This window comes from Streptomyces sp. MST-110588 (genome assembly GCF_022695595.1).
Classification (GTDB): Bacteria; Actinomycetota; Actinomycetes; order Streptomycetales; family Streptomycetaceae; genus Streptomyces.
Genome location: NZ_CP074380.1, coordinates 3628394 through 3653725, shown reverse-complemented (window position 1 = coordinate 3653725; position 25332 = coordinate 3628394). Strand labels below are relative to the sequence as shown.

At 73.9% G+C, this 25332-nt stretch carries 24 protein-coding genes; 19 read left to right on the top strand and 5 right to left on the bottom strand.

What is annotated here, in order from left to right; translation table 11 throughout:
- The first annotated feature begins 48 nt into the window (after positions 1 to 48).
- Both KGS77_RS16005 and KGS77_RS16000 read left to right on the top strand, forming a co-directional pair.
- Positions 49 to 1194, top strand: a complete 1146-nt coding sequence (locus KGS77_RS16005) for an ATP-binding protein (protein WP_242582032.1) — start codon at positions 49 to 51, stop codon at positions 1192 to 1194.
- Entirely contained in the window at positions 1191 to 1847 is a 657-nt protein-coding gene (locus KGS77_RS16000; protein ID WP_242582030.1) for a response regulator transcription factor, read from the top strand. The genes KGS77_RS16005 and KGS77_RS16000 overlap by 4 nt, the downstream gene beginning before the upstream one ends.
- A gap of 15 nt (positions 1848 to 1862) precedes the next feature.
- Here KGS77_RS16000 and rfbB read toward each other — a convergent pair whose 3' ends face one another.
- The 5 genes from rfbB to KGS77_RS15975 are packed head-to-tail and all read right to left on the bottom strand — an operon-like array spanning position 1863 to position 7041.
- A complete protein-coding gene (gene rfbB / locus KGS77_RS15995) occupies positions 1863 to 2834 on the bottom strand; it encodes a dTDP-glucose 4,6-dehydratase (protein ID WP_242582028.1) in 972 nt (323 codons plus the stop codon).
- Positions 2831 to 3889, bottom strand: coding sequence for a glucose-1-phosphate thymidylyltransferase (locus tag KGS77_RS15990; RefSeq protein WP_242582026.1), 1059 nt, complete (start codon positions 3887 to 3889; stop codon positions 2831 to 2833). Before KGS77_RS15990 ends, rfbB begins: the two co-directional genes overlap by 4 nt.
- 55 nt (positions 3890 to 3944) lie before the next feature.
- Positions 3945 to 4694 carry a 4'-phosphopantetheinyl transferase superfamily protein gene (locus tag KGS77_RS15985; RefSeq protein WP_242582024.1) on the bottom strand — a complete coding sequence of 250 codons (750 nt, stop codon included), beginning with the start codon at positions 4692 to 4694 and terminating at the stop codon, positions 3945 to 3947.
- Positions 4691 to 5875, bottom strand: coding sequence for a glycosyltransferase (locus KGS77_RS15980; protein WP_242582022.1), 1185 nt, complete (start codon positions 5873 to 5875; stop codon positions 4691 to 4693). Before KGS77_RS15980 ends, KGS77_RS15985 begins: the two co-directional genes overlap by 4 nt.
- The gene (locus KGS77_RS15975) at positions 5872 to 7041 is read right to left on the bottom strand and encodes a nucleotide disphospho-sugar-binding domain-containing protein (RefSeq protein ID WP_242582020.1); all 1170 of its coding nucleotides are present in this window, start codon (positions 7039 to 7041) and stop codon (positions 5872 to 5874) included. The genes KGS77_RS15980 and KGS77_RS15975 overlap by 4 nt, the downstream gene beginning before the upstream one ends.
- Before the next feature lie 220 nt (positions 7042 to 7261).
- On the opposite strand from KGS77_RS15975, the gene KGS77_RS15970 reads away from it, so the two are divergent.
- From KGS77_RS15970 to KGS77_RS15890, 17 genes are all read left to right on the top strand, one after another.
- On the top strand, positions 7262 to 10507 hold the full coding sequence (locus tag KGS77_RS15970) for an AMP-binding protein (protein ID WP_242582018.1): 3246 nt from the start codon (positions 7262 to 7264) through the stop codon (positions 10505 to 10507).
- A gap of 87 nt (positions 10508 to 10594) precedes the next feature.
- Positions 10595 to 13867: an AMP-binding protein gene (locus KGS77_RS15965; protein ID WP_242582016.1), complete on the top strand. Its 3273-nt coding sequence runs from the start codon at positions 10595 to 10597 to the stop codon at positions 13865 to 13867.
- On the top strand, positions 13864 to 14187 hold the full coding sequence (locus tag KGS77_RS15960) for a TcmI family type II polyketide cyclase (RefSeq protein WP_242582014.1): 324 nt from the start codon (positions 13864 to 13866) through the stop codon (positions 14185 to 14187). The genes KGS77_RS15965 and KGS77_RS15960 overlap by 4 nt, the downstream gene beginning before the upstream one ends.
- 28 nt (positions 14188 to 14215) lie before the next feature.
- Positions 14216 to 14671: a cupin domain-containing protein gene (locus tag KGS77_RS15955; protein ID WP_242582012.1), complete on the top strand. Its 456-nt coding sequence runs from the start codon at positions 14216 to 14218 to the stop codon at positions 14669 to 14671.
- Entirely contained in the window at positions 14671 to 15945 is a 1275-nt protein-coding gene (locus KGS77_RS15950; protein WP_242582010.1) for a beta-ketoacyl-[acyl-carrier-protein] synthase family protein, read from the top strand. Before KGS77_RS15955 ends, KGS77_RS15950 begins: the two co-directional genes overlap by 1 nt.
- Positions 15942 to 17168: a ketosynthase chain-length factor gene (locus KGS77_RS15945; protein WP_242582008.1), complete on the top strand. Its 1227-nt coding sequence runs from the start codon at positions 15942 to 15944 to the stop codon at positions 17166 to 17168. Before KGS77_RS15950 ends, KGS77_RS15945 begins: the two co-directional genes overlap by 4 nt.
- 113 nt (positions 17169 to 17281) lie before the next feature.
- Entirely contained in the window at positions 17282 to 17575 is a 294-nt protein-coding gene (locus KGS77_RS15940; protein WP_242582006.1) for an acyl carrier protein, read from the top strand.
- Entirely contained in the window at positions 17572 to 18042 is a 471-nt protein-coding gene (locus KGS77_RS15935; RefSeq protein WP_242582004.1) for an SRPBCC family protein, read from the top strand. Before KGS77_RS15940 ends, KGS77_RS15935 begins: the two co-directional genes overlap by 4 nt.
- Positions 18039 to 18506 carry a DUF1772 domain-containing protein gene (locus KGS77_RS15930; protein WP_242582002.1) on the top strand — a complete coding sequence of 156 codons (468 nt, stop codon included), beginning with the start codon at positions 18039 to 18041 and terminating at the stop codon, positions 18504 to 18506. Before KGS77_RS15935 ends, KGS77_RS15930 begins: the two co-directional genes overlap by 4 nt.
- Positions 18507 to 18672: 166 nt before the next feature.
- Positions 18673 to 19410, top strand: coding sequence for a 3-oxoacyl-ACP reductase family protein (locus tag KGS77_RS15925; protein WP_242581998.1), 738 nt, complete (start codon positions 18673 to 18675; stop codon positions 19408 to 19410).
- Positions 19410 to 19754, top strand: coding sequence for an antibiotic biosynthesis monooxygenase family protein (locus KGS77_RS15920; protein ID WP_242581996.1), 345 nt, complete (start codon positions 19410 to 19412; stop codon positions 19752 to 19754). The genes KGS77_RS15925 and KGS77_RS15920 overlap by 1 nt, the downstream gene beginning before the upstream one ends.
- Complete coding sequence (locus tag KGS77_RS15915; protein ID WP_347404496.1) at positions 19754 to 20149, top strand: antibiotic biosynthesis monooxygenase; 396 nt, start codon at positions 19754 to 19756, stop codon at positions 20147 to 20149. The genes KGS77_RS15920 and KGS77_RS15915 overlap by 1 nt, the downstream gene beginning before the upstream one ends.
- Positions 20146 to 21099 carry an NAD(P)-dependent oxidoreductase gene (locus KGS77_RS15910; protein ID WP_242581994.1) on the top strand — a complete coding sequence of 318 codons (954 nt, stop codon included), beginning with the start codon at positions 20146 to 20148 and terminating at the stop codon, positions 21097 to 21099. The genes KGS77_RS15915 and KGS77_RS15910 overlap by 4 nt, the downstream gene beginning before the upstream one ends.
- Positions 21100 to 21168: 69 nt before the next feature.
- On the top strand, positions 21169 to 22479 hold the full coding sequence (gene rfbH, locus KGS77_RS15905; protein ID WP_242581992.1) for a lipopolysaccharide biosynthesis protein RfbH: 1311 nt from the start codon (positions 21169 to 21171) through the stop codon (positions 22477 to 22479).
- On the top strand, positions 22476 to 23627 hold the full coding sequence (locus tag KGS77_RS15900; RefSeq protein WP_242581991.1) for an aminotransferase class I/II-fold pyridoxal phosphate-dependent enzyme: 1152 nt from the start codon (positions 22476 to 22478) through the stop codon (positions 23625 to 23627). The genes rfbH and KGS77_RS15900 overlap by 4 nt, the downstream gene beginning before the upstream one ends.
- 16 nt (positions 23628 to 23643) lie before the next feature.
- On the top strand, positions 23644 to 25023 hold the full coding sequence (locus KGS77_RS15895; RefSeq protein WP_242581990.1) for a cytochrome P450: 1380 nt from the start codon (positions 23644 to 23646) through the stop codon (positions 25021 to 25023).
- On the top strand, positions 25013 to 25198 hold the full coding sequence (locus KGS77_RS15890) for a ferredoxin (RefSeq protein ID WP_347404495.1): 186 nt from the start codon (positions 25013 to 25015) through the stop codon (positions 25196 to 25198). The genes KGS77_RS15895 and KGS77_RS15890 overlap by 11 nt, the downstream gene beginning before the upstream one ends.
- Positions 25199 to 25332: the final 134 nt, after the last annotated feature.

Below are 25332 nucleotides of genomic sequence, written 5' to 3'. Positions count from 1 at the left end.
TTTGACGCCTTAGCCGAAACGGGGGGCTAATCGGTGGCGACCGGACGTATGACGTTAGAGCACTTCGGCCCGGGGCCGGATCACCGGGACGCGCTGCTCGCTTCCCTGCTGCGCGAGGCGACCGGGGAACTGTCCGAGGAGTTCGGGCGGGCGATCCATGGCCTGGGAGGCGTGTTCGCCTCCTCCGAAGAAGCCCGGCGACAGGCACAGGGACAGCTCATACAGGCCGTCGGCGACACCGCCGACGTACTGGAGGGACGGCTTCGCACGCAGCCGCCCGGGATCGAGCTGAGCTGGGAGATCGGCCTGGACCGGGCCCGGCAGCAGATCCCGCAGGCCGAGTCGCTGGCCGCCGCCCGGCTGCTGTTCCGTACCGTGACCGACTGGGCGATGCGGCAGGCCGCCGAGGACGAGCGGCTGCACGGCCACTCCCTGAGCGGGTTCTTCACCGAACTGAACACCTCGGTCATCACCCGGGTGACCGAGGCGCAGACCTGGTACGCGGGCTATCTGCGCAACGAGATCACCCACGCCCAGCGCAACGAACGGGCGCGGCTGGCCGGTGACCTGCACGACCGGGTCAGCCACGGCGTGCTCGAAAGCAAGCTGCGGCTCGGCTCCTACCTGGCGCTGCGCGAGAGCGACCCCGGCCGGGCGGAAGGCGAGATCGCCCGGGTCGGGGAGATGCTGGACACCTCGCTCGCGGTGATCCGGGACCTGATCGCGGACCTGCGGTCGCAGGTGCCCGACCTGCGCCAGGCGCTGCACGCGCTGGCCGCCGACTGGGTGCCGGAGGAGATCGCGGTCGGCGTCGAGGTCGGCGGCGACCAGAGCCTGCTGCCGGAAGAGGAGCGCACCGAGGTGTTCCTGATCCTGCGCGAGGCCGTGCTCAACGCCGTACGGCACGCCGCGGCCACCTCGATCGACGTGCTGGTCGACGTGGGTCCGCACTGGCTCACCGCGACGGTCGACGACGACGGGCGCGGCATCGGTGCGTCCCGCCGGCGGGGCCGGATCGGCCGCCAGGACCGGCGCGGTCCGCACAACGGCCGGGCCGGGCCCGGCGGTTACGGGATCACCGGGATGCACGAGCGCGCGGCCCTGCTGGGCGGCAGCCTGTCCCTCGTCTCCCGCCCCGGCGAAGGCACGCGGGTGACGCTGCGTCTCCCGCTGGCCGCGGGGGCACAGCGGTGATCCGCCTGGTGCTCGTCGACGACCACGTCCTGCTGCTGGACGGCCTGCGGGGCATGTTCGAGGCCCAGAAGGACATCGAGGTCGTCGGCACCGCCGGGGACAGCACGTCGGCGCTGGCTATCGTGGGCGAGACCCGGCCCAACGTCCTGCTGCTGGACGTCTCCATCGTCGGCGCGCCGGTCACCGAGACCGTGGCGGCGGTCCGCAGGATCTCGCCGCAGACCCGGATCGTGGTGCTGAGCATGCAGGACGACGCCCGGCTGGTCACCGAGCTGATCGCGCTGGGCATCTCCGGCTATCTGCTGAAGAGCGCGAGCTGGGAGGAGCTGCTGACCGCCGTACGGATGCCGCGCGGCCACGACGACCGGCTGATGCTGTCCATCTCCCGCCGCAGCCTGATGGAGTACGCCGAGCTGGCCGCCGCCCCGAAGAGCGGCGCGCTCTCCAAGCGGGAGACCGAGATCCTCATGCTGACGGCGGTCGGGCTGAGCAACATCCAGATCGGCAACAAGCTGGGGCTGACGGAGGCGACGGTCAAGCGCCATCTGCACAACGTCTTCGGCAAGCTCGGCGCCTCCTCCCGGCTCGACGCCGTCAACCGGGCCAAGGAGCTGCGGCTGATCCCGTCCGGCCCGTCCGTACCGCGCCACTGACGGCGGTGCGGGGTCCTAGTCCCGGTTCGTCGGCCGCTGCCACCACCAGGTCTCCTTCCGGTACCAGTCGACGGTGTCGGCCAGCCCCTGTTCCAGGGAGACGCGGGGCTGCCAGCCCAGTTCCGTACGGATCTTGCCGGCGTCCAGGGAGTAGCGGCGGTCGTGGCCGGGCCGGTCGGCGACCCGCTCCACGCTGCGCTCGTCCGCGCCGCACAACTCCAGCAGGCGGCGGGTCAGTTCGAGGTTGGTCAGCTCCTCCGTGCTGCCGATGTTGTAGATCTCCCCGGAGCGCCCGTGCGCCAGGGCGCTGTGCACGGCCCGGCAGTGGTCCTCGACGTGCAGCCATTCGCGTACGTTGCCGCCGTCACCGTAGAGCGGGACCCTGCCGCCCGACAGCAACGTGGTCACGAAGCGCGGGATGAGCTTCTCCGTGTGCTGGTAGGGCCCGTAGTTGTTGCAGCAGCGGGTGATGACGACGTCCAGACCGTGGGTGCGCCAGTACGCCCGGGCGATCAGGTCGGAGCCGGCCTTGGCGGCGGCGTAGGGCGAGTTGGGCAGCAGCGGGAAGTCCTCGGTCCACGAGCCCTCGTCGATGGTGCCGTACACCTCGTCGGTCGACACGCACACGATCCGCTCCACCTTCGCCTGCCGTACGGCCTCCAGCAGGGCGTGGGTGCCGACCACGTTGGTCTCCACGAACTCCGGACCGCCGCACACCGAGCGGTCCACGTGCGACTCGGCGGCGAAGTGCACCACGGCGTCGTGCCCCGGCAGCAGCTCCGCCAGCAGCGCCCGGTCGCGGATGTCACCGTGGACGAACTCCAGCCTCGGATGGCTCGCCGGCAGGTTGGCGCGGTTGCCCGCGTAGGTGAGGGCGTCCAGCACGGTGACGTGGGCGCCCTCCCAGCCGGGGTACCCGTCCTCCAGCAGGGTCCGTACGTAGTGCGATCCGATGAAGCCGGCTCCCCCGGTCACCAGGAGTTTCACAGCACCTCCACCTTGGCGTGGTCGCCGATGACGAGCCGGCGGGTACGGGCCGTGGCGGCGGTGATGTCCGCCTCCCGGCCGATCATCGATCCGTGCAGGCCCTCGACGTGCCGTACCGACACCCCGTCCAGCACGATCGAGTACTCGATGCCGGCGCCGAGCAGGGTGCAGTCGCGGCCGAGCGTGGTGTACGGGCCGATGTGGCTGCCGCTGACCTGGGTGCCCGCGCCGATCACCGCCGGGCCGACCACGGTGGAGGCGGTGATGCGCGCGCCGGGTTCCACCACCACCTCGCCGCGCAGGGTGCTGGCCGCGTCGACCTCGCCCCGGACGCTGCCCTTGAGCCGTTCCATCAGGACCCGGTTGACCTCCAGTACGTCATCGACGCGCCCGGTGTCCTTCCAGTAGCCCAGGAACTCCGTGGCCCGCACGTCCCGGCCGTGGTCGAGCATCCACGACAGCGCGTCGGTGATCTCCAGCTCGCCGCGGGCGCTGGGCCGGATGGCCTCGACCGCCTCGTGGACGGCCGGGGTGAAGAAGTAGACGCCGGTCATGGCCAGGTCGCTGCGCGGCCGGTCGGGCTTCTCGGCCAGTGCGACGATCCTGCCGTCGGCGTCGAGTTCGGCGACGCCGAACTCGCGCGGGTTGGCGACCCGGGTGAGCACGATCTGCGCGTCGGGCCGGTTCCGGGCGAACTCGGCGGCGGCGTCGGCGATGCCGTCGGCGAGGATGTTGTCGCCGAGGTACATCACGAAGTCGTCCTCGCCCAGGAAGCCGCGGGCCAGCTTCACGCAGTGGGCCAGGCCGAGCGGGGCGGGCTGCGGTATGTAGGTGACCTTCAGGCCGAAGTCGGCGCCGTCGCCGACCGCCTTCTTCGTCTCCTCGCCCCGGGCACCGATGATCATGCCGACCTCGGTGACGCCGATCTCCGCGAGGTCGGCCAGGCAGTGCATGAGCACCGGGCGCCCGGCCACCGGGATGAGCTGCTTGGCCATGGTGTGGCTCAGCGGGCGCAGGCGCGTTCCGGAACCGCCTGCCAGAACCAGAGCTTTCATGGTCCTACCTTCCATGTCGTCGGATGTGTCCTTGGGCCCGGGGTGCTCCGGGGGCCTACCAGGTGTGCAGGAGCCCGCGGGCGTTGAACTGCTCGACCCGTACCTCGGACGGCGACAGGACGGCGAGCGCGGCCCGGTACTCGCCGTCCGGGACGTCGTCCAGGCACGGGCGGGGATGGAGGTCGAACATGTGGGTGGCGCCCGGCAGGTCGGGCCGCCCGGGGTAGGCGGTCAGCCGGCCCCCGCGGTCGAAGCCGACCGCGTTCATCGGCAGCCGCAGGCCCTCACCGGTGGCCTTGAGCACCGCTTCCTTACGGGTCCACACGCGGAAGAAGTCCTGGGCCCGCTCGCTTTCGGGCAGCTCCTGGAACCGGGCCAGTTCCGCCGGGTCCAGCACCCGCCTGGCCAGCCGCGCGGGCTTGGACTCGTCCACCGTCTCCACGTCCACGCCCATCTCGGCGCCGGTGGACACCGCGACCGCGATCAGGTCCCCCGAGTGCGACACCGACACGTGCAGGTGCCCGTCGCGCAGCCGCGGGCGGCCGTGCGGGAGCTTGCAGTCGGGGCACTCACGGCCGAACGTGAGCAGGTGCGGGGCCCGGCCCAGCATCCGCGCGGACGCCAGCCGCAGCAGGGCGGCGCCCACGGTGAAGCGCGCCCGGTCCTGGCTGCGCCGGTAGTTGGCGCGCCGCCACAGCTCCACGGCGTCCAGCAGGGACAGCAGCCGTTCGTGCTGGTGGTCCAGGCGCGCCCACCACACCTCACAGCGCACGGGGGCCGGGGCCGGCACGGCCGAGGTGGTCATCGTGTGATCAGCGCTTCCAGGTCATCGACGAGCGTGTCCAGGGCGGGCAGCGCGTGGAGGTGCCGCTGCGCCCGGCGGGCGGCGGTCCGCAAGGCCGGGTCCGCGAGCGCCCGCCCGATCTCGTGCGCCATCGTCCGCCGGTTGGCGGTGGCGAGCGGGACCGTACGGGAGAGGCCGGCCGCGGCGAACAGGCCGGCGTTGTGCCGGTGGTCGTCCAGCACCGGGACCGTCACCATGGGCACCCCCAGGCGCAGGGCTTCCTTCATGCTGTTGAGTCCTCCATGGGTGACGAAGAGATCGCAGCCCTCCAGCATCAGCGCCTGGTCGACGAAGTCGACGAGGCGGACGTTGCCGGGGACCTTCCGGGCGGCGTCGTGGGTGTCGGCGCCGGCGCCCAGGGCCAGTACGGCGGTGCAGTCCACGTCCCCGAGCGCGGCGATGGCCTCCTCGACGAACCGGGACGAGCCGGGCAGCCCGTAGACCACCGTGCCGAAGGCGGCGAAGACCAGCGGCCGGGACAGGTCCAGGCCGGCCAGCCAGGACGGCAGCCGGTCGGCGGCCCGCTCGGCGTTGATGTGCCGGTAGCAGCGGGTGGCGGGCAGCATCAGCTCCGAGGCGCCCAGCTCGGGCGGCAGGAACCCGGCCGTCAGATGCCGGTAGAGCCGTTCGCCCCGGGGGTCGGCGGGCAGGCCCAGCTCCCGGCGGCCCTCGTCCAGGACCGGGCCCAGTACGGGGCCGGTGACGCCGTCGAGCCCGCCGAAGGAGATGACCGCCGCGTGCGGGACACCGAGCGCCTCGGCGGCCAGGTAGCCGCCGAACTCGTCCAGTTCCCGTACGACCAGGTCGGGCCGCCAGTCGTGGCCCAGGATGTCGGCGGCGGTGCGCCGGGCGACATGGCCGGCGAAGGCCCGGGTCAGGGGCTCGCCCAGCGCGCGGAAGGTGTCGGCCGCCGCCGCGAAGTCCTGCCGGTCGTACCCCTTGGGCAGCATGCGGTAGACGTCGTAGCGCCAGTCGTAGCCGCCGACCAGGTGCGGCAGCCGGTACCCGGCCAGCTCCTCGGCCATGCAGGCGGGGGCCGAGACGGCCACGGTGTGGCCGCGCAGCAGGGCTGCCTGCGCGATCGGCACCAGCGGGCGCAGATGCCCGCCGGCGGGCTGGGTGGTGAACAGGATCCGGCTCATGACCGCCGCCCCCGCTCCGCCACGAGCCCGGCCAGTCGGCCGGTCACCTCGGCCGCCGACGGCTGCTGCGCCATCTCGTCCCTCAACTCCTGTGCGCGCACGCGGTACTTGTCGTCCTTCCGGAGCAGCTCGGCCTCGGCGCGGACCAGCTCGGCGGTGGCCCGGCCCGCGAACACCTCGCGGCCGGCGCCCGCCTGCGCTATCCGGCGCCCGTTGAAGAGGTGGTCGGCGAAGCGCGGCAGGACGAGCTGCGGCACCCCGGCCGCCAACGCCGTCATCACCGCGCCGCCCCCGCCCTGGTGGACGAGCAGGTCACAGGTGGGCAGCAGCAGGTGCAGCGCGATCCGGCCGGCCACGCGGGTACGGGGCGGCAGCGGCCCGTCCGGCAGAGCCGTGGCGCCCACCACGACGACCTCGGCGTCGGTGCCGGCGAGCGCCTCCAGCGCGACGGGCGACAGGGCGGCCTCGGGCCCGCCCCACTGCGTGACCGCACTGCTCTCCACCACACAGATCCGGGGCCGCTCGGGGGGCCGTACCAGCCAGTCCGGCACCACCGCCGGGCCGTTGTACGGCACGAAGCGCATGGTGAGCCGGTCGACGGGCGCCTGGACCTGCAAGGACGGCGGGCAGGGGTCCACGGTGAGGTCACCGAGGGTCTCCACCCCGGGTATCCCCAGACGCCCGCACAGGTCGGCCAGTGCCTCCGGCTCGAACTCGCGGGTGCGCAGGGTGTAGTCCATGCCCCAGATGTGGCGGACCGCCGGTACCCCCAGCCGGGCCGCGACCAGCGGACCCGCGTACGTCGTCGGGTCGAAGACGACCAGGTCGGGCCGCCAGTCCCGGGCCAGGGACAGGGTGTCCTCCAACATCGCCTCGGCGATCCGCTTGTAGGTGATGACGTTGCCGGCGCCCCAGGCCCGCATCTCCTCCCACTCCACCGGCCGCTCCTGCCGTACCAGCCAGGAGAAGTACCGGCCGGCCAGGGCGCCCACGTCCACGTCCTCGCCCACGGCGGCGGCGGGCAGCCCCGCCCGGGTGATGCCGTCGGTGAGCGACGGCTGACTGGCGACCAGGACCTCGTGCCCGCCTGCCCGCAGCGCCCAGCCGAGCTGAACGCACGGGAAGAAGTGCGACGGCCAGGCCCACGTGACGAACAAGACACGCATCGCGACCTCCCAATCTTCTGCGTCACCGTCGGGCCGCCCCATCGAGCCGCGATCCAGAACGGTTCGCCCGGACAGGACCCCGCCAAGTCCCCGTACCGCGCCCCGCCAAGCCCCCGTGCCGCGCCCCGTCCCGGGCCCGCCGCCCGCCGACGGCGCCTTGAGCCGCATTCGAAGCACGGCCCGCACCCTGCGGGGGTGACCAGGGATGGGGAGGCAAACGATGAACGTTGACACCACCACCGGGCCGGTCTGGGAGGTGCTGGCGTCCGTACTCGGTCTCCCGCCGGAGGAGATCGCCGAGCGGGCCGCCGAGGAATCGTTCCTGGGCCTGGGCGGTGACTCGGTGTCCGCCATGGACTTCTCCGCCACCATGGAGGAGGAGTTCGGGCAGATCATCGACGTGGGCCGGCTCATCGGCCTGGCGCCGCTGGCCAACGTGCTGGCCGACGCCCTCCCCGGCGCCGCGGACCCCGCCCCGGCGGGCGACGGGCCGCTGCTGGAGCCGAGCCGCCCGGTGGTCCCCGAACAGGACGGCTACCTCAACGCGGCCCGGCTGACCGGCGGCACCGCCCAGCACCAGATCGTCGGCGGCGAGCTGCACGGCCCCCTGGACGAGCAGGCGCTCACGGCGGCCGTGGAGCGGCTGACCGACCGGCACGAGGCGCTGCGTACGGTATTCGAGGAGACCCCCGAGGGGTACCGCCGCCGGGTGCTGCCCACCTGGCGGCCCGGCCTGGTCCGCCAGGAGCTGCGCCCCGCCCCCGGCGCCGACCCGGTCCGTACCGTACAGAGCGCGCTGGTCAAGGACGCCGCCCACCTGGTGTCCGCCCTCGGCCGCCCCGCCCACGCCTTCGTACTGACCCGCTTCGGCGCCACGCACCACCTGCTGACGCTGATCTGCCACTCCGCGGTCGCCGACCTGCGCTCGGCGGGCGTGCTCTGGGAGGAACTGGCCGCCTGCTACGCCGCCGAGCGCGCCGGGACCGCGGCCGGCCTGCCGCCCGCGCCCACCCCCGACGTGCTCCAGGAGCGGCACGACCGGGACGCCGGGCGGCTGGAGGAGCTGGGACGGCGGCGGATCGCCGAACTGGGCGACTGCCCCACGGTCGTGGAGCTGCCCTCCGACGTGCCCCGCCCGGCCCGGTTCGACTTCCAGGGCGCCCGTATCCCCTTCGGGCTCACACCGCGCGCCCGCGAGGCGGCCGAGCGCCTCGCCGCGCGGGCCTGCATCACCCCGCATTCCGTCCTGCTGGCCGCCTGGCAGGTGGTCATCGCGCGGCGGGCCGCGCTGAACCGGTTCCTGGTCGGCGTGCACATCGCCCGGCGGGCCGGGGCCGCCACCCGGCGCCTGGTCGGCCCCTGCGCGGCCCTGGTCCCGGTCCGCTGCGACCTGGAGGACACCCGGACCGTCGAGGACCATCTGCGCGGCACCTCCGCCGCCGTCGCCGAGGGCGTCAGCGCCGCCTCGGTGCCCTTCGGCGCGCTGAGCCGGGGGCTGCGCGCCCACGCCGACGGACGCCGGATGCCGCTGATCCAGGTCGCCTTCAGCGGACAGGACGGCGCCCTGCCCGGGGAACTGGACGCCGGGGGGCTGCGCGTCAGGGTGCGGCAGGTCTTCAACGGCCACACCGGGGCCGATGTGACCCTCCTCGTCCTGCGCTGGGGGACCGAGCCGGAGCTGGCCGTCGAGTACGCCACCGGGGTCATGACGGCGCGTGAGGCCGCCGCTCTGGCCGAGGCCGTCGAGGCGACCCTGCTGGAACTGGACGCCCACTACGGCGAACCGCTGGGGCGCGTACGGGGGATGTCCCCCAGGCAGCGGCAGCGGCTGACGGAGCTGGGCGGCTGCGACGCACCGGCAGAGCCCGTGCCGCCGGCCGGCCTGCCGGGGATCTGGCACCACCTGGAACGCCGCGCCCTCGAGCAGTGGGACCAGCCCGCCGTCAACGACCCCGCGCGCGACCTGACCCTCACCTACGGCGAGCTGGTCCAGGCCGCCGCCGGCCAGGCCGGCGTCCTGGCGGCCGGCGGCGTCGGCGAGGGTGACACCGTGGCGGTCGCGCTGCCCCGCTCCGCCGACGAGGTGATCACCGTACTGGCGGCCCTGCGGCTGGGCGCGGCCTACCTGCCGCTGGACCCGCAGAGCCCGCCCGGGCGGCTCGGCCGGATCCTCGGCGCGGCCCGGCCGGTCGCACTCGTCGGCACCGGGGAGAGCCTGCGTACGGTCCGCCCGCTGCTGCCCCCGGGATGCGTACCGCTGCTGCCCCGGGGAGCGGCGCCGCGGATACCGGCCCTGGTCCCGCCGGTGCCCGACGACTCCGACCGCCTCGCCTGCGTCCTGCCCGCCCCCGGGGACCACGTGGCGCCGGGCCGGCCGGAGGGCGTGCTGATACGGCAGCGCGCACTGCTCCGGCTCGCCCTGGACGGCGGGATCGCCGGACACCGCGCCGGTGACCGGGTGCCCCGGCTGGCCCCGCTGGGCTCCGGCCTGTCCGTACTGGAGCTGTTCGGCCCGCTGCTCAACGGCGGCACGGTGGACGTCTTTCCCGACGGCCCGCCGCGCCCCCGGGCGCTGGCGGCGTTCTTCCAGACGTACGGCACCAGCGTCGCGGTCCTGCCGTCCGCGGTCTTCCGCACGCTGGTCGAGCACCGGCCCGATGCGTTCACGGCCGTACGGCGGGTGCTGGTCGGCGACGGCGAACCGGCCCCGGAGCCGGTACGGGCCCTGCTGCGGCGCCACCCCGGCCTGACCGTCTCCCACGTCCACCTCCCCACCGCCGGCGGCACGGCCGTCGCCCGGCACGACCTGAGCGACGCGTGCGAGGCCGGTGGCCCGCTGCCGCTGGGCCGCCCGGTCGCCGGGACGCGGCTGCTCGTGCTGGACGAACGGGGCGGCGCGGTCCCGCCGGGCGGGGCCGGGGAGCTGTGTGTCCTGGGGGACGGCGCGGTGGCCGGATACCTGGGCGGAGGTACGGTCCGCGCCGAGGACCGGGACGAGAACCGCGCCGAGGACCGGGACGAGAACGGGGACGAGCACCACGCCCGGCACGCTTTCGGCACGTTCGAGGGCGAGCGGTACCACCGGACGGGAGACCTGGCGCGCTGGGACGGCGAGGGGCGGCTGCGCTTCCTGGGACGCCTGGACGCCCAGGTCACGGTGGGCGGATACCGGGTGGATCCGCAGGAGGTACGCGCCCGGATCGCGGCCCACCCGGCCGTGGCGGACGTGGTGGTGGCGGCGGTCGGTCCCGGGCCGCGGGCCCGCCGGCTGCTGGCCGCCGTGGTGCTGCGCAGGCCGCTGGCGGACCCGCTGGACGAGCTCCGGCGGTTCGCCGGCGAGGGGCTGCGGCGCCCGATGATGCCCGAACTGTGGGCGGTGGTGGAGGAGATCCCGCTGACGCCGTACGGCCGGCCGGACCTGGCACGGCTCCAGACGCTGGCCGTGCCCGCCAACCCCCATCTGTGAAAAGCCGTGCGCGAGCGGCCCGCCGCGTACAAGCAGCCACGTACACGTGCACGACGCGTACCAGCAGTCACACAAGCGGAAGGTGCCATGACTTCGATCCTGCGCGGACCGGCGCTCGGCGAGGACGACCGCCGTCGCATCGACCAGCTCCTGGACCACTGGGCCGCCACCACCCCCGACGCCCCGGCGGTCCGGCACGACGGCACGGTGACGGACTACCGGGAACTGGTCCACGGGGCGACCCGGGTGGCGGCCGGACTGAGTGCCGCGGGGGTACGGCCCGGTGACGTGGTGGTGGTGCGGATGCCCCGCGGCCCGGAGCTGTACCAGGCGCTGCTGGCCGTCCTGAAGTGCGGCGCGGTCTACGCCGCTCCCGAGCCGTCCTGGCCCGCCGCCCGCTGCGCCCAGCTCGCCGCGTACACCGGGGCCCGCTGGTCGGTCGGCGGCGGAGACGGGCGCGGTGCCGTAGCCGGCGGCGGCCCCGGCGCGGAGCCGGACGGGCCCGTCGCGGGCACCCGCCCGCTGGACTTCGAGGCGCTGCGCTCCTGCGAGGCGGAATTCCACCCGTTCGACGGTGACTTCGAGACCCCGGCGTGCGTCTTCTTCACCTCCGGCAGCAGCGGCACGCCCAAGGCCGCGCTGGTACGGCACCGCTCGGTGCTGCGCGTCGCCCGCGACCCGCTGCTCGGTTTCGGCCGGGCCGGCTCCGCCCTGCGCATGCTGCAGGCGGCGCCCAGCCCCTGGGACGCCTTCGCGATGGAGCTGTGGTCGCCGCTGGTGCACGGCGGCACGGTCGTGGTGCACCGGCCGGGTGGGCACGGCCACGTACAGCCGCACGACGTACGTGCCGCCGTGGCGTCCGGGGTCAGCCACCTCTTCCTGACCACCGCGCTGTTCGGGGTGGTCGCCGAGACCGACCCGGGCGCGTTCGCCGGACTGGACGTCCTGATGACCGGCGGCGAGCGGGCCTGCGCCCGCCACTTCGCACGCGTACGCGCCGCCGTCCCCGGGGTGCGCGTCCTGCACGTCTACGGCCCGGTGGAGAGCTGCGTCTACACCAACGCCTACGAGGTGCCCGCCACCGGCATCCCCGAGGACGTCCCGGTCGGCCGGCCGCTGGCCGACACCACGGTCTACGTCCTGGGCCCGGACCGCGGCGTCCTGGACGAGGGGGAGACGGGCGAGATCGCCGTGGCCGGGGAGGGCCTGGCCCTGCGTTACGCGGGCGCCCCGGAGCTGACCGCCCGCGCCTTCCCCGTACTGGAGCCCGAGCCCGGCGGCGGCCCGGTCCGCGTCTACCTCACCGGGGACATCGGCCGGATCGACCCGGCGGACGGGCTGGTCATGCTGGGCCGCCGGGACCGCCAGGTGAAGATCCGCGGAATGCGGGTGGAGCCCGCCGAGGTGGAGGCCGCCGTCACGGCGCTGCCGGAGGTGCGGCGGGCCGCCGTAGTGGCGCTGCCGCACGGCGCGCCGGTCAAGACCCACCTGGCCGCGTGTGTGGTGCCCGCCGGCCCGGTCGGGCCCGGCCTGGCGGCGGCGGTCAAGGAGGCGGTCCGCCGCGCGCTGCCGTCGGCGTTCGTCCCCGACTTCGTGGTCGCCGTGGCGGACCTGCCGCTGAACGCCAACGGCAAGGTCGACGCGGCGGCGCTGGCCGCGCTCGTGGCACAGCACCGTGCCGCGGGGGCCGCCGAGCGCGCCGGGGCGGCTCGCGTCCAAGCGCTGCCGGAGGCCGTACGGGAGGTGATGTCCCTGGTGACCGGGCTGCTGGACGCCCCGGTCGGGCCCGACGAGGACATCTTCGCGTCGGGCGGTACGTCCATCACGGCGATCCGGATCGCGCACTGGCTGACGGAACGGACCGGCGGCGCGGTCACCGCCGCGCAGGTCATGGCCTCTCAGACGCCGCGTGCGATCGCGGCCCTGCTGGACGGGCCCGCCGCCGGCAAAGCCGCAGAACACCCCGCAGAACACCCCGCAGTACTGCCCGCAGCCCTGTCATCGGAGCCGTCCGGGCACCGCTGGCTGGCGGGCCTCCCGGTGCCGCAGTGGCGGTTCTGGTACCTGGCGGTCACCAACCCCGGCAGCGGTGACGCGCACTGCCCGCTGGAGTTCCATCTCGACGGCGCCGTCGACGGCCCGGTGCTGGCCGCCGCGCTCCGGGCGGTCACCGGCCGCCACGAGGCGCTGCGGACGCTGCTGCACCGGGAAGGCCGGCGCGGCGTACGGACCGAGGTACTGGCCGCCGACGACGTCCCGGACGTCCTGCGGCTGCGCACGGCGTCCGACGCGCAGGAGGCCGAAAGGACCGTCGCGGACCTGCTGGCCGAGCCCTTCGACCTGGCGCGGCAGATCCCGGTCCGGGCCGTACTGGTTTCCCTCTCGCCCACCCGGCACACCCTGGCCCTGAACATCCACCACACCGCGTTCGACGGCTGGTCGGCCGATCTGCTGTGCCGCGATCTGTCGGACGCCTACCGGGCGATCGCCTCGGGCAGGCCCCTGCCGTGGACCGCGCCGACCCGCTATGCCGAGAGCTGGCTGCGGCAGGACCTCGCGGAGAGCGCGGCGGACCGGGCGGGGCTGACGGAGTGGGGGCACGCCCTGCTCGGCGTACCGGACCTGCCGGTGGCCGGGAAGGGGGAACTGGCGCCGTACGCCCCGGTCCAGGAGCTGGACGTCGAGCTGCCGGCGCCGCTGTACGCCGCCGCCGAGGCGGTGGCGGCCGGGCGCGGCGGCACCGCGCAGGCCGTCCTGCTGGCGGCGTGGGCGCGGGCCCTGCGCCGGCACACCGGCAGCCAGGACCTGGCGATCGGCATCCCCGTCGCCGGGCGCACCCTGCCGGAGTCCGAGCAGGTGGTGGGCTGTTTCGCCAACGCGGTGGCCTGCCGGTTCCCGGGCGGCCCCGGACAGCGCCCCGAGACGGACCTGGCCGCGGCCCAGCGGGAGTTGGGCCTTGCGCTGAGATTCCAGTTCATGCCGACCGAGCTGGTGCTGCGCTCCGAGGTCCCCCGCGACCGTACCCGTAACCCGTTCTGCCAGGCCGGTTTCGTCGTACAGAACAACCGGGCCGCCGTGCTGGACCTGCCCGGGGTGCGGGCGGCCGAGCGGCGCCGGGCCCGTACCCGGTCCAGCTTCGAGATCACCTTGGAACTCACGCCGGGCCGGGCCGCGCCCACCGCCCGCCTGTGGTACCGCACCGACGTCCTCACGGAGCGCTCGGCGCGCGAACTGGCCGGGCTGTGGCGGGCCGAACTGAGCGCCCTGACCTCGCCGGCGGGGGAGCCGGCGGGGGAGCCGCCGGCCGATGATCGATTCTTGAAGCCGTCTCTACCCGGCGGGACGACGCTTGCCACATGACCACCCGAAACCTGATCGTCGCCCGGCTGGACGCAGGCCACCGCGACCGTGTGGCCGAGCTGTTCGCCAGGTCCGACGAGTCGGAGCTGCCCGAGATGCTGGGGGTGCGGCGCCGCACGCTGTTCACCTTCCACGATCTCTACTTCCATCTGGTGGAGACCGACGAGGACTTGCAGCCGCAGCTCTCCGAAGTGCGCAAGCACCCCTTGTTCCGCGAGATCGACGAGGGCCTCGCCCCCTACGTCAAGCCCTACCACCCGTCCTGGCGTGAGCCCAAGGACGCCCTGGCCGCGCCGTTCTACCAGTGGCGTCGTGCCTGAGGGTGCCCGTCCCCAGCGAGGAGTGTTGATGAACGAGACCTGTCAGGCCGTGGCGCGCAGGGTCGCGCTGAAGGACGTGGCGGCCAACCGGCGCCGCGGCGGCGACATCCGGGTCGTGCTGGGCCCGAAGACGGCCGGGGCGACCTCCGGGTTCCTCGGCGTGCTGACGCTGGCGCCCGGTGAGTACGTCTCCGAGCACTACCACCCGTACTCCGAGGAGTTCTTGTACGTCACCTCCGGCTCGATGACGGTCACCGTCGACGGGGAGCCGGTGGAGGTGGCAGCCGAGGAGGGCGTACTGGTGCCGGTCAAGGCCCGGCACCGGGTGGTCAACAACTCGGACGCCCCGGCCACCGCCGTCTTCCACCTGAGCCCGCTGGCGCCCGAACCGCGCCTGGGCCACGTGGACACCGAGGAGCTGCCGCACCCGGACGCCCCGCACCCCGAGATAGACGCCCCGCACCCCGAGATTGCGGCCCGGTGATGGGCACCCGCAACCGTACCGCGGCGATCACCGGCATCGGGGTGGTCGCCCCCGGCGGCACCACCACCGAGGCGTTCTGGTCGGCGCTCACCTCCGGCACCACCGCCACGCGCGGGGTGACCCACTTCGACGTCTCCGGCTTCAAGTCGCGGATCGCGGCCGAGGCCGACTTCGACCCGGCCGCGGCCGGGCTCACCGAGCGCGAGGGCGAAGTCCTGGACCGCGCCGCCCAGTTCGCGCTGGCCGCGGCGGGCCAGGCGGTCGCCGACAGCGGCCTGGACGAAAACGCCCTGGTCCCCGAACGGACCGGTGTGGTGATCGGCAGCGCGGTGGGCTGCACCACCCGGCTGGAGGAGGGCTACCTCAAGGTCAGCCACGGCGGTGAGCGCGGCTGGGTGATCGACGAGTCCGAGGCCGTACCGGAGCTGTACGACCACCTGGTCCCCAGCAGCATCCCGCGCGACGTCGCCTGGCGCTGGGGCGCCGAGGGCCCGGTCGTGATGATCTCCACGGGCTGTACGTCCGGGATCGACGCGGTCGGCCACGCGGCCCGGCTCATCGAGGAGGGCAGCGCGGACATCGTCATCGCGGGCGCCACCGACGCCCCGATCTCCCCGATCTCCATGGCCTGCTTCGACGCGATCAAGGCGACCTCCCGCAACAACGACGAGGCCGCCACCGCCTCCCGCCCGTTCGACCGGCGCCGTGACGGATTCGTCATGGGCGAGGGCGCGGCGGTGTTCGTCCTGGAGGAGGCCGGGGCCGCGGCGCGGCGTGGCGCGCACCGCTACGCGGAGATCGCCGGCTACGCCAACCGCGGCAACGCCTACCACATGACGGGCCTGCGGCTGGACGGCAAGGAGATGGCCGAGGCGATCACCGTGGCGCTGGACCGGTCCGGGCTGCGCCCCGAGGACGTCGACTACATCAACGCCCACGGCTCGGGCACCAAGCAGAACGACCGGCACGAGACCGCCGCGTTCAAGCGGGCGCTGGGGCAGCGGGCCCACGAGGTCCCGGTCAGCTCCATCAAGTCGATGGTCGGCCACTCCCTCGGCGCCATCGGCTCGATCGAGATCGCCGCGTGCGCGCTGGCCATCGAGCACGGCGTCGTCCCCCCGACGGCCAACCTGACCGAGAGCGACCCCGACTGCGACCTGGACTACGTGCCGCGGGTCGCCCGCCGCACGCCGGTGGACGTGGCGCTGACGGTGGGCAGCGGCTTCGGGGGCTTCCAATCAGCGATGTTGCTCAAGCGACCGGAGCCGAAATGAGTGAGTCGACCGACAACGCCCCGGTGGTGACCGGGCTGGGCGTGGTGGCCGCCAACGGCGTGGGCACCGAGGAGTACTGGGCGGCCACCCTGGCCGGGAAGAACGGCATCGACCGGATCCGGTCCTTCGACCCGAGCGGCTACTCGGTGAAGCTGGCCGGGGCGGCCGAGGGGTTCGTGGCCGCCGAGCACGTACGCGGCAAGCTGATGGTGCAGACCGACCGCTGGACGCAGCTCGGTCTCGCGGTGGCGGACTGGGCGCTGCGCGACGCACAGGTGGACCCGTCCGAGCTGCCCGAGTACGGGCTGGGCGTGATCACCGCCAGTTCCTCCGGCGGCAACGCGTTCGGCCAGCGCGAGATCGAACAGCTCTGGTCCAAGGGCCCCGAGGCGGTCGGGGTGTACCAGTCGGTGGCCTGGTTCTACGCCGCCACCACGGGCCAGGTGTCCATCGCCCAGCGCGCCCGCGGCCGGTGCGGGGTCCTGGTCGCCGAGCAGGCGGGCGCCCTGGACGCGCTCGGCCAGGCCCGGCGCACCCTGCGGGAGGACGGCGGCATCGTGATCAGCGGCGGTACGGAGGCTCCCTTGAGCCCGTACGCGCTGGTCTGCCAGATCGCCGGCGGCCGGCTGTCCGCCGGCGAGGACCCGGACACCGCGTACCTGCCCTTCGACGCCCGCGCCGCGGGACATGTGCCGGGGGAGGGCGGCGCGATGCTCGTGACGGAGACGGCCGGGTCCGCGGCGGCCCGTGGCGTCACCCCGTACGGCCGGATCACCGGGTACGCGGCGGGCTTCGACCCCCGCCCCGGCAGCGGCCGGCCGCCCGCGCTGGCCCGGGTGATCACCACCGCCCTCACCGACGCCGGGGTGGCGCCGGAGGAGGTGGACGTGGTCTTCGCCGACGCCGCCGGGGTCCCCGAACTGGACCGTCAGGAGGCCACCGCGCTGGCGGGGGTCTTCGGCCCGTACGGCGTGCCGGTGACCGCCCCCAAGACGCTGATCGGCCGGCTGTACGCGGGCGGCGGCGCCGTCGACACGGCCGCGGCCCTGCTGGCGGTACGGGACTCCGTCATCCCGCCGACCGCCGCGGCCGTCGAGCCCGACCCGGCCCACCGCCTGGACCTGGTGTGCGGGCAGCCGCGGGAGGCCCGGGTGCGGACCGCGGTCGTGGTCGCGCGCGGTGCCGGCGGGTTCACCTCGGCCCTGGTCGTCCAGGCCGTCTGACCCGGCCCCGGCTCCCGGCCCGCACCGCTCCCGGCCCGCACGGCTTCCGGTCCCTGGCCCCCGACCCCCGGTCCCCGGCACCACCGGACGAAACATCTGAGAGGAGACACGCTGTGTCCGTAACCACTGAATCCACCACCTCCCAGGCCGTCTTCACCCTGGCCGACCTGAAGAAGGCCATGCTCGCCGCGGTCGGCGGTGACGCGTCGATCGACCTGGACCGCGACATCCTGGACACCCCGATGGGTGACCTGGGCTTCGACTCGCTGGCGCTGATGGACGTCGCCGACATCGTGGAGCGCGAGCACGGGGTCCGCATCCCCGAGGACGGCCTCGAAGAGACGATGGCCACCCCGCGCAAGGCGCTGTCCTACATCGAGAACCTCCTGGTGGGAGCGGCGGCATGAGCGGCGGCAGCACCGACAACCGCGTCACGGTCGACGCGCCGATGGACCTGGTGTGGTCCATGACCAACGACCTGGAGTCCTGGCCGGAGCTGTTCTCCGAGTACGCGGCGGTCGACATCCTCGACACCACCGGCGCGACGGTCCGCTTCCGGCTCACCATGCGGCCCGACGAGAACGGCCGGGTGTGGAGCTGGGTCTCCGAACGCACCCCCGACCCGGCCACGCGGACCGTGGTGGCGCGCCGGGTGGAGACCGGGCCGTTCGCGTACATGCGCATCCGCTGGGACTACCGGGAGGTGCCGGGCGGGGTGGAGATGCGCTGGCGCCAGGAGTTCGCCATGAAGCCGGACGCCCCGCTGGACGACGCCGCGATGACCGCGCGGATCAACCGCAACTCCGTCCGCGAGATGGGCCGGATCAAGTCCCTGGTGGAGGAGCGGGCGAGGGCGGGGGTCGGGGCCGGATGACCGGGTACGGGCAGGCCCTGGCCGCCCTGGCGGCGCTGGCCAACGGCACCGCCGCGGGCATCATGCTCGCCACGGTGATCGGCATCGTGCCGATGTTCCTCGCCCTTCCCTACGGCCGGTACGTCGAGACGGTGCAGTTCCTGCGGCCGAGGTTCGACCCGGTGATGCCGGTCACCAACGGGCTGGCGCTGGTGCTGGACGTGGTGCTGGCGGCCGGCCCGGCCCAGGGGACGGCCGCCGCCGGGTACGCCCTGGCCGCGGTGCTCCAGGCAACGGTGATGGGGATCTCGGTCAGCCGCAACGTCCCGGTGAACCGCATGGTGATGGCGCTGGACGCCGCACAGGAGCCCGCCGACTGGGCCCGTATCGACCCGCGCCGCCGCTGGCGGAACTGGAACCTGGTCCGCACCCTGCTCGCCCTGACCGCCTTCGCCGTGAACGTCGTGGTCACCGCGACGGCATGACGCCCCACGGCGCGACGCGTCACGGGACAACGTCACCACGGCGCAACGCGGCACGGAGCAGTGCTCCTACGCCACAACGCGGCACGGAGCAACGTTCCACGCCTCAACGCCCAACGCAGCAACGCCCCACGCCTCAACGCCCCACCCCACAACGAGAGGAAAAGACATGACCGACCTGATCCCCCTGGGCGGCAAACGCGTCCTGGTCACCGGCGCCGGCCGGGGCATCGGCCGCGGCCTCGCCCTGACGCTCGCCGCCTCCGGCGCGCACGTGCTGGCCTGCTACCGCGGCGGCGGCGAGCACATCGACTCGCTCGCCGTACGGCTGAAGGAGACCCCCGGGGACCACCACCTGATCCAGGCCGACGTCACCGACGCCGAGGACGTCCAGCGGCTCCTGGAGGAGGCCCGTACGCGCTTCGGCGGCCTCGACGGACTGGTCAACAACGCCGGTGTGATCAGCCACATCCCGTTCGAGGAGCTGCCCTACGAGGAGTGGAGCCGGGTCCTGGACACCAACCTGGGCGCGGTCTTCCGGCTCACCCAGCAGGCGCTGCCGCTGTTCGGCGAGCGCGCCTCGGTGGTGAACATCGGCTCCCGGGCCGCCACCGTCGGCATCCCGCTGCGCGGCCACTACACCGCGGCCAAGGCCGGACTGATCGGGCTGACCCGCTCGCTGGCCAAGGAGCTGGGCGGCCGGGGCGTACGGGTCAACGTGGTGGCCCCCGGCGTGATTGCGACCGAGGCGGAGCTGCCGCAGGCGGTCGTGGACAAGTACAGCGGCCTCACGGCGGTCGGCCGGCTGGGCCGTACCGAGGAGATCGCGCACGCCGCCGCGTTCCTGCTCAGCGATCTCTCGTCGTACATCACCGGCGAGACCCTGCACGTCGACGGAGGAATCTGATGACCACCACCACCGGGAACACGACCGGCACCTGCTTCCGGGTGCTGCTGCGCATGGAGCTGCACCCGGGCCGGGAGAAGGAGTTCGAGGAGGCGTGGACGGCCGGCGCGGACGTCATCACCTCCCAGCCCGCCAACCTCGGCCAGTGGCTCGCCGCGAGCACCGAGGAGCCGTCGGTCTACTACATCGTCAGCGACTGGACCGACGAGGCGGGCTTCCGGGAGTACGAGCTGAGCGAGACCCACCTGGAGCACCGCAAGCGGCTGCACCCCTACCGCAAGAGCGGCTCGATGTCGGTGATGACCGTGATCCGCTCGATGACCGGCGCTGCGGCGGGCGCCTGATGGGCGCGCGGGGACAGCTCCGGGTGGTGCTGTACGCCTCGGCTCCGGAGAGCGATCCGGCGGCCGTCACGGCCGCCTACCACCGGATCAGCGGTGAACTGGCGGGCACCCCGGGACTGCTCGGCAACGAGCTGCTGCGCAGCCTCGCCCGGCCGCGCGAGTACGCGGTGGTGAGCTACTGGTCCGGCGCCCGGGAGTTCCGGGCGTGGGAGGAGGGCGCCGGGCACCGTACGGCGACCGCGCCGCTGCGGCCCTACCAGAGCGCTGCCGACGGGGCGTTCGGGATCTACGAGGTCATCGCCGCGTACGGCGACGGGCCGGGCGGAAACGCCGGGGAGGCGCAGGAAGCCGAGGAGGCGCGGGAATCCGGGGAGGCGCGGGGGGCCGCGGCGTGAGCGGCCCCGGCCCCGGCGGGCCGGCGGCCCTGGTCCTGGGCGGCACCGGCTACCTGGGCCGGGCGGTCTGCGCCGGGCTGCGGGACACGGGCCACCGGGTCGTGGCCCTCGCCCGCCGCGCCGGCCCGGTGCCCGCCGACTGTACGGCCGTACCGGTCGACCTGTCGGCGGCCACCACCCCTGAACTGCGCGGGCTGCTGGCCCGGTTCCGGCCGTCGCTGGTGGTCAATGCCGCCGGGGCGCTGTGGGAGGTCACCGACCGCGACATGGAGCGGGCCAACACCGAGGCGGTCCGGCGCCTGGTCGGCGCGCTGGGGGAGGTGCCCGGCCGCCGGCCGCGCCTGGTCCACCTCGGCACGGTGTACGAGTACGGGACACCGGACGCGGGCCGCGCGGCCGTGGACGAGAACACCCCGGAACGCCCCACGACTCCGTACGGCAGGACCAAACTGGCCGGGACCCGCATCGTGACGGAAGCCGTCGCGGCGGGCCGGATCGACGCCCGCGTACTGCGCCTGTCCACGGTGATCGGGCCGCACGCCCCGCGCGGCAGCCTGTTCGGGATGCTCGCGGCGCGCCTGCGCGCCCGGCCCGACGTGCTGGGCGTCCCGGAACTGGAGGGCCGGCGGGACCTGGTGGACCTGCGGGACGTCGTCGACGCGGTGCTGGCCGCCGCCCGCACCCGCGACCGTACGCCCGTCCTGAACATCGCCGCCGGCCGCCTCGTACCGCTGGAGCGGGCGGTCCGGGACCTGGTGCGGATCAGCGGGGTCCCGGTGGAGTGCGTGCCGCAGCCGCGCCGGGCACCGCGCCGCGGCCCCGGCGGTGACAGCCGGCCGATCGGCATCGAGGCCGCCCGGCGCGCTCTGGGCTGGACGCCCCGCCGCACCCTCCACGACTCCCTGGCCGCCCTCTGGGAGGGCTCCAACGAGGTCCCATCGCTGCTCTGACCCCCGTCAGCACCCTGTGAGTCCGTCAGCACCCCGTGAGCACCGTCAGCCGAACGAAAGGCCGCGACCGTGACCGAGCCGGTCAAGCAACTCATCCTGGAGCAGGCCCGCAAGCTCCATCGCGACCGTGAAGCGGACGCCGGCTTCGTCCCGGGCCAAACGATGATCCAGACGTCCGGCGCCGTGCTGGACGAGGACGACTGCGCGGCACTGGTGGAGCAGGCCCTGTCGATGCGGATCGCCTCGGGCCCGTCGGCGATCCGCTTCGAACGCCTCTTCGCCCGGAAGCTGGGGCTGCGCAAGGCCCATCTGACCAACTCCGGATCGTCGGCCAACCTGCTGGCCGTGGCCGCCCTGTGCCAGCCGGAGCTGGAGGAGCGCCGGCTGCAGCCCGGCGACGAGGTCATCACGGTCGCCGCCAGCTTCCCGACCACCGTCAACCCGCTGCTCCAGCACGGGCTGGTCCCCGTCTTCGTCGACGTGGACCTGGGGACGTACAACACCACGCTGGAGCGGATCGCCGCCGCGGTCACCCCCAGAACCCGGGCGATCATGATGGCCCACACGCTCGGCAACCCCTTCCCGGCCGCCGAGATCGCCGAGTTCGCCCAGGAGCGCGGCCTGTTCCTGGTGGAGGACAACTGCGACGCGGTACTCTCCACCTATCAGGGGCGCACCACCGGGACCTTCGGGGACCTGGCGACCGTCAGCTTCTACCCGGCCCACCACATCGCGATGGGCGAGGGCGGCTGTGTCCTGACCGACAACCTGGCGCTGGCGCGGATCGTGGAGTCGCTGCGCGACTGGGGCCGGGACTGCTGGTGCGAGCCGGGCGAGGACAACAAGTGCCTGCGCCGCTTCACCCACTCGATGGGGTCGCTGCCAGCCGGCTACGACCACAAGTACATCTTCTCCCACGTCGGTTACAACCTGAAGACCACCGACGTCGCCGCCGCGCTGGGCCTGACCCAGCTCGCCAAGATCGACCGGTTCGTGGCGGCCCGGCGCCGCAACTGGCAGCGGCTGCACGACGGCCTGGAGGGCGTCCCCGGGCTGCTGCTGCCCCGGCCCACGCCGGGCAGCGACCCGAGCTGGTTCGGGTTCGTCATCACCGTCGAGCCCGACGCGCCCTTCACCCGGCGGGAGCTGGTCGCCTTCCTGGAGGGCCGGAAGATCGCCACCCGGCTGCTGTTCGCGGGCAACCTGGCCCGCCAGCCCGCCTACCAGGACCAGAACTACCGGGTCGTCGGCGACCTCACCAACAGCGACATCATCACCGAACAGACCTTCTGGATCGGTGTCTACCCCGGCATCACGGAAGAGATGACCGACTACATGGTCGCCTCCATCCGGGAGTTCGTCGCGGGGGCCGGACGATGAAGCCCACGACCGGGACCGGGCGGCCCCCCGCCTTCGCCACACCGCTGCGGGTGGGCACCCCGAACATCGGCGACCGGGAGCGGTTCTGGGCCCGGCTGAACGGCGCGCTGGACCGCGGCTGGCTGTCCAACGGCGGCCCGCTGATGCGGGAGTTCGAACAGCGCATCGCGGAGCAGTCCGGGACCCGGCACGCCGTGGCCACCTGCAACGCCACCGCGGCGCTCCAGCTCGCCCTGCGGGCCGCCGGGCTGACCGGCGAGGTGATCGTGCCGGCCCTGACGTTCGCCGCCACCGCCCACGCGGTCGCCTGGATCGGCCTGACCCCGGTCTTCTGCGACGTCGACCCGGACACCGGCCAGCTCGACCCGGCGCACGCCGAATCCCTCATCGGCCCGGCGACCAGCGGCATCCTGGCCGTCCACCTGTGGGGCCGGACCGCGCCCGTGGAACAACTGGAGAAGCTGGCCGCGGCCCACGGCCTGGCGCTGTTCTTCGACGCCTCGCACGCCTACGCCTGCACCCACGCCGGACAGCCGGTCGGCCGGGCTGGCAACGGCGAGATCTTCAGCTTCCACTCCACGAAGTTCGTCAACGCCTTCGAGGGCGGGGCGCTGGTCACCGACGACGACGCGCTGGCCGAACGGGCGCTGCGGATGCGCAACTTCGGCATCGCCGGTGAGGACCTGGTCGAGGACGTCGGGATCAACGCCAAGATGAGCGAGGCCGCCGCCGCCATGGGGCTGACCTCCCTGGACTCCCTGGACCGCTTCGTCGCCCGCAACCTGGCGAACCTGCGCGCCTACGAACGCGGTCTGGCGGGGGTGCCCGGGCTGCGGCTGCTGCCCTTCCCCGAGGGGGAGCGCCACAACTACCAGTACGTGATCCTCGAAGTGGACGAGACGGTGGCCGGGACCGGCCGGGACGAGCTGCTCGCCGTACTGAGGAGCGAGAACGTACTGGCCCGCAAGTACTTCCACCCGGCCTGCCACCAGATGACCCCCTACCGCGGTCCGGCCCGCCTGCCGCACGCCGAGCGGCTCGCGGCCCGGGTGCTGGCGCTGCCCACCGGGACGCAGGTCGGCGAGGCCGGAATCAGCGAGATCTGCCGGATCGTGCGGGCCGCGGTGCCCGCGTGCACGGCGGAGTGAGGACGAAGGGCCCACCATGACCACGACCGGCACGACCACGACCACCACCGGCGAGCGCCGTCCCGCCGACGAGCCTTCGACCGGGGCGCACCCGCCGTCCGCCGCAGAGCCCGGCCTCCCGGCGTTCCCGATGCGCCGCACCTGCCCGTACGACCCGCCCCCGCAGTACGCCAGGCTGCGCGAGGAGGAGCCGGTGGCGCGGGTACGGCTGCCCTCCGGGCAGAGCGCCTGGGTCGTCTCCCGCTACGAGGACGTACGAGCCCTCCTCGGCGACCCGCGCATCAGCTCCGACCGCTCCCGGCCCGGATACCCCTTCCTCTCCGAGGAGCTGGAGTACCTGCGGCACGTCAAGGTCTTCGTCGGCATGGACCCGCCGGAACACGGCCCGCACCGCCGGGTGTTCGTCCCGGAGTTCACCGCCGCCCGCATCCGGCGGCTGCGTCCGGCCATCGAGGCGTACGTCGAGGAGTGCCTGGACCGGATGGCGGCGGTGCACGCGGCCGACGGCGTCGTGGACCTGGTCACCGAACTGGCGCTGCCGGTGCCGACCCGGGCGATCGGCGAGCTGCTGGGCGTACCGGCGCAGCGCATGGAGCGCTTCCACGAGCTGACCGCGGACCTGATGCACCCCGGCGAGGCGTCCGGCGAGAACACCTTCCGTGAACTGGTCGGCTTCATGCGGACCCTGGTCGCCGAGAAGACCGCCCGGCCCACCCCCGACCTCCTGGGCCGGGTCGCCGGCTCCCAGGTGGCGTCCGGGGAGATGCCCGCACACGAACTGACGCTGATCTCGCTGCTCCTGCTGCTGGCCGGGTACGAGACCACCGCGAACATGATCTCGCTGGGCACGTTGCTGCTGCTGCGCGAGGACGAGGTACGGGAGCGGGTGAGCGCCGACCCGTCGCTGATGCCCCAGGTCGTGGAGGAGATGTTCCGCTACCTCACCGTCGCCGAGCTGGCCACCTGCCGCACCGCGCGCGAGGACATCGAGATCGGCGGGGTGGTGATCCGCGCCGGGGAAGGAGTCATCCCGCTGGCCGCCGCGGCGGACCGCGACCCGGCGGCCTTCCCCGACCCGGACCGGTTCGACCCGTTCCGCAAGGGCCCGCGCCACCTGGCGTTCGGCCACGGGCCGCACCAGTGCCTGGGCGCGCATCTGGCCCGGCTGGAGCTGGAGGTGGTCTTCACCGCCCTGCTGAGGCGGTTCCCGGGGCTGCGGACGGCGGTGCCGCCGCAGGAGATTCCGCTGCGGCACGAGTCGGTGCTGTTCGGGGCGGACCGGCTGCCCGTCACCTGGGATGCCGACGCCGACGCCGATGCCTGCGCCGACGCCGACGCCGACGTCCCGGGTGACGTCGTGGAGCGGGAGGAGGCCCCCGGTGCGGGTGTCCGTTGACCAGAGCCGGTGCATCGGGTCCGGCGAATGCGTCCTGGTCCAGCCCGGGGTGTTCCGCCAGGACGACGAGGAGGGCTTCGTGGTGCTGATCGAGGAGAACCCCGCCTCGCACCTGGCGGCTGCCGTGCGGGCCGCCGCCGAGGGCTGCCCGGTGCGCGCCATCGGCATCGAGTGACGTCCACGGCGGGGGCGCGCGGGCCGGAATGACGGGTCGCGCCGGGTGCCCCCTTGAACGCGGGTCGAACGAAACCGGATCACCGCCGGATGGACTCGGTCCGGGCGATTACGCCCGTACGCACTTCTGAGGAG

Coding starts and splice junctions, on each gene's coding strand:
- KGS77_RS15900 (WP_242581991.1), top strand. CDS start 22,476: ATGAAGCCCACGACCGGGACCGGGCGGCCCCCCGCCTTCGCCACACCG.
- KGS77_RS15930 (WP_242582002.1), top strand. CDS start 18,039: ATGACCGGGTACGGGCAGGCCCTGGCCGCCCTGGCGGCGCTGGCCAAC.
- KGS77_RS16005 (WP_242582032.1), top strand. CDS start 49: ATGACGTTAGAGCACTTCGGCCCGGGGCCGGATCACCGGGACGCGCTG.
- KGS77_RS15975 (WP_242582020.1), bottom strand. CDS start 7,041: ATGCGTGTCTTGTTCGTCACGTGGGCCTGGCCGTCGCACTTCTTCCCG.
- KGS77_RS15980 (WP_242582022.1), bottom strand. CDS start 5,875: ATGAGCCGGATCCTGTTCACCACCCAGCCCGCCGGCGGGCATCTGCGC.
- KGS77_RS15960 (WP_242582014.1), top strand. CDS start 13,864: ATGACCACCCGAAACCTGATCGTCGCCCGGCTGGACGCAGGCCACCGC.
- KGS77_RS15920 (WP_242581996.1), top strand. CDS start 19,410: ATGACCACCACCACCGGGAACACGACCGGCACCTGCTTCCGGGTGCTG.
- KGS77_RS15935 (WP_242582004.1), top strand. CDS start 17,572: ATGAGCGGCGGCAGCACCGACAACCGCGTCACGGTCGACGCGCCGATG.
- KGS77_RS15965 (WP_242582016.1), top strand. CDS start 10,595: ATGACTTCGATCCTGCGCGGACCGGCGCTCGGCGAGGACGACCGCCGT.
- KGS77_RS15915 (WP_347404496.1), top strand. CDS start 19,754: ATGGGCGCGCGGGGACAGCTCCGGGTGGTGCTGTACGCCTCGGCTCCG.
- KGS77_RS15985 (WP_242582024.1), bottom strand. CDS start 4,694: ATGACCACCTCGGCCGTGCCGGCCCCGGCCCCCGTGCGCTGTGAGGTG.
- KGS77_RS15895 (WP_242581990.1), top strand. CDS start 23,644: ATGACCACGACCGGCACGACCACGACCACCACCGGCGAGCGCCGTCCC.
- KGS77_RS15970 (WP_242582018.1), top strand. CDS start 7,262: ATGAACGTTGACACCACCACCGGGCCGGTCTGGGAGGTGCTGGCGTCC.
- KGS77_RS15950 (WP_242582010.1), top strand. CDS start 14,671: ATGGGCACCCGCAACCGTACCGCGGCGATCACCGGCATCGGGGTGGTC.
- KGS77_RS15990 (WP_242582026.1), bottom strand. CDS start 3,889: ATGAAAGCTCTGGTTCTGGCAGGCGGTTCCGGAACGCGCCTGCGCCCG.
- KGS77_RS15945 (WP_242582008.1), top strand. CDS start 15,942: ATGAGTGAGTCGACCGACAACGCCCCGGTGGTGACCGGGCTGGGCGTG.
- KGS77_RS15925 (WP_242581998.1), top strand. CDS start 18,673: ATGACCGACCTGATCCCCCTGGGCGGCAAACGCGTCCTGGTCACCGGC.
- KGS77_RS15955 (WP_242582012.1), top strand. CDS start 14,216: ATGAACGAGACCTGTCAGGCCGTGGCGCGCAGGGTCGCGCTGAAGGAC.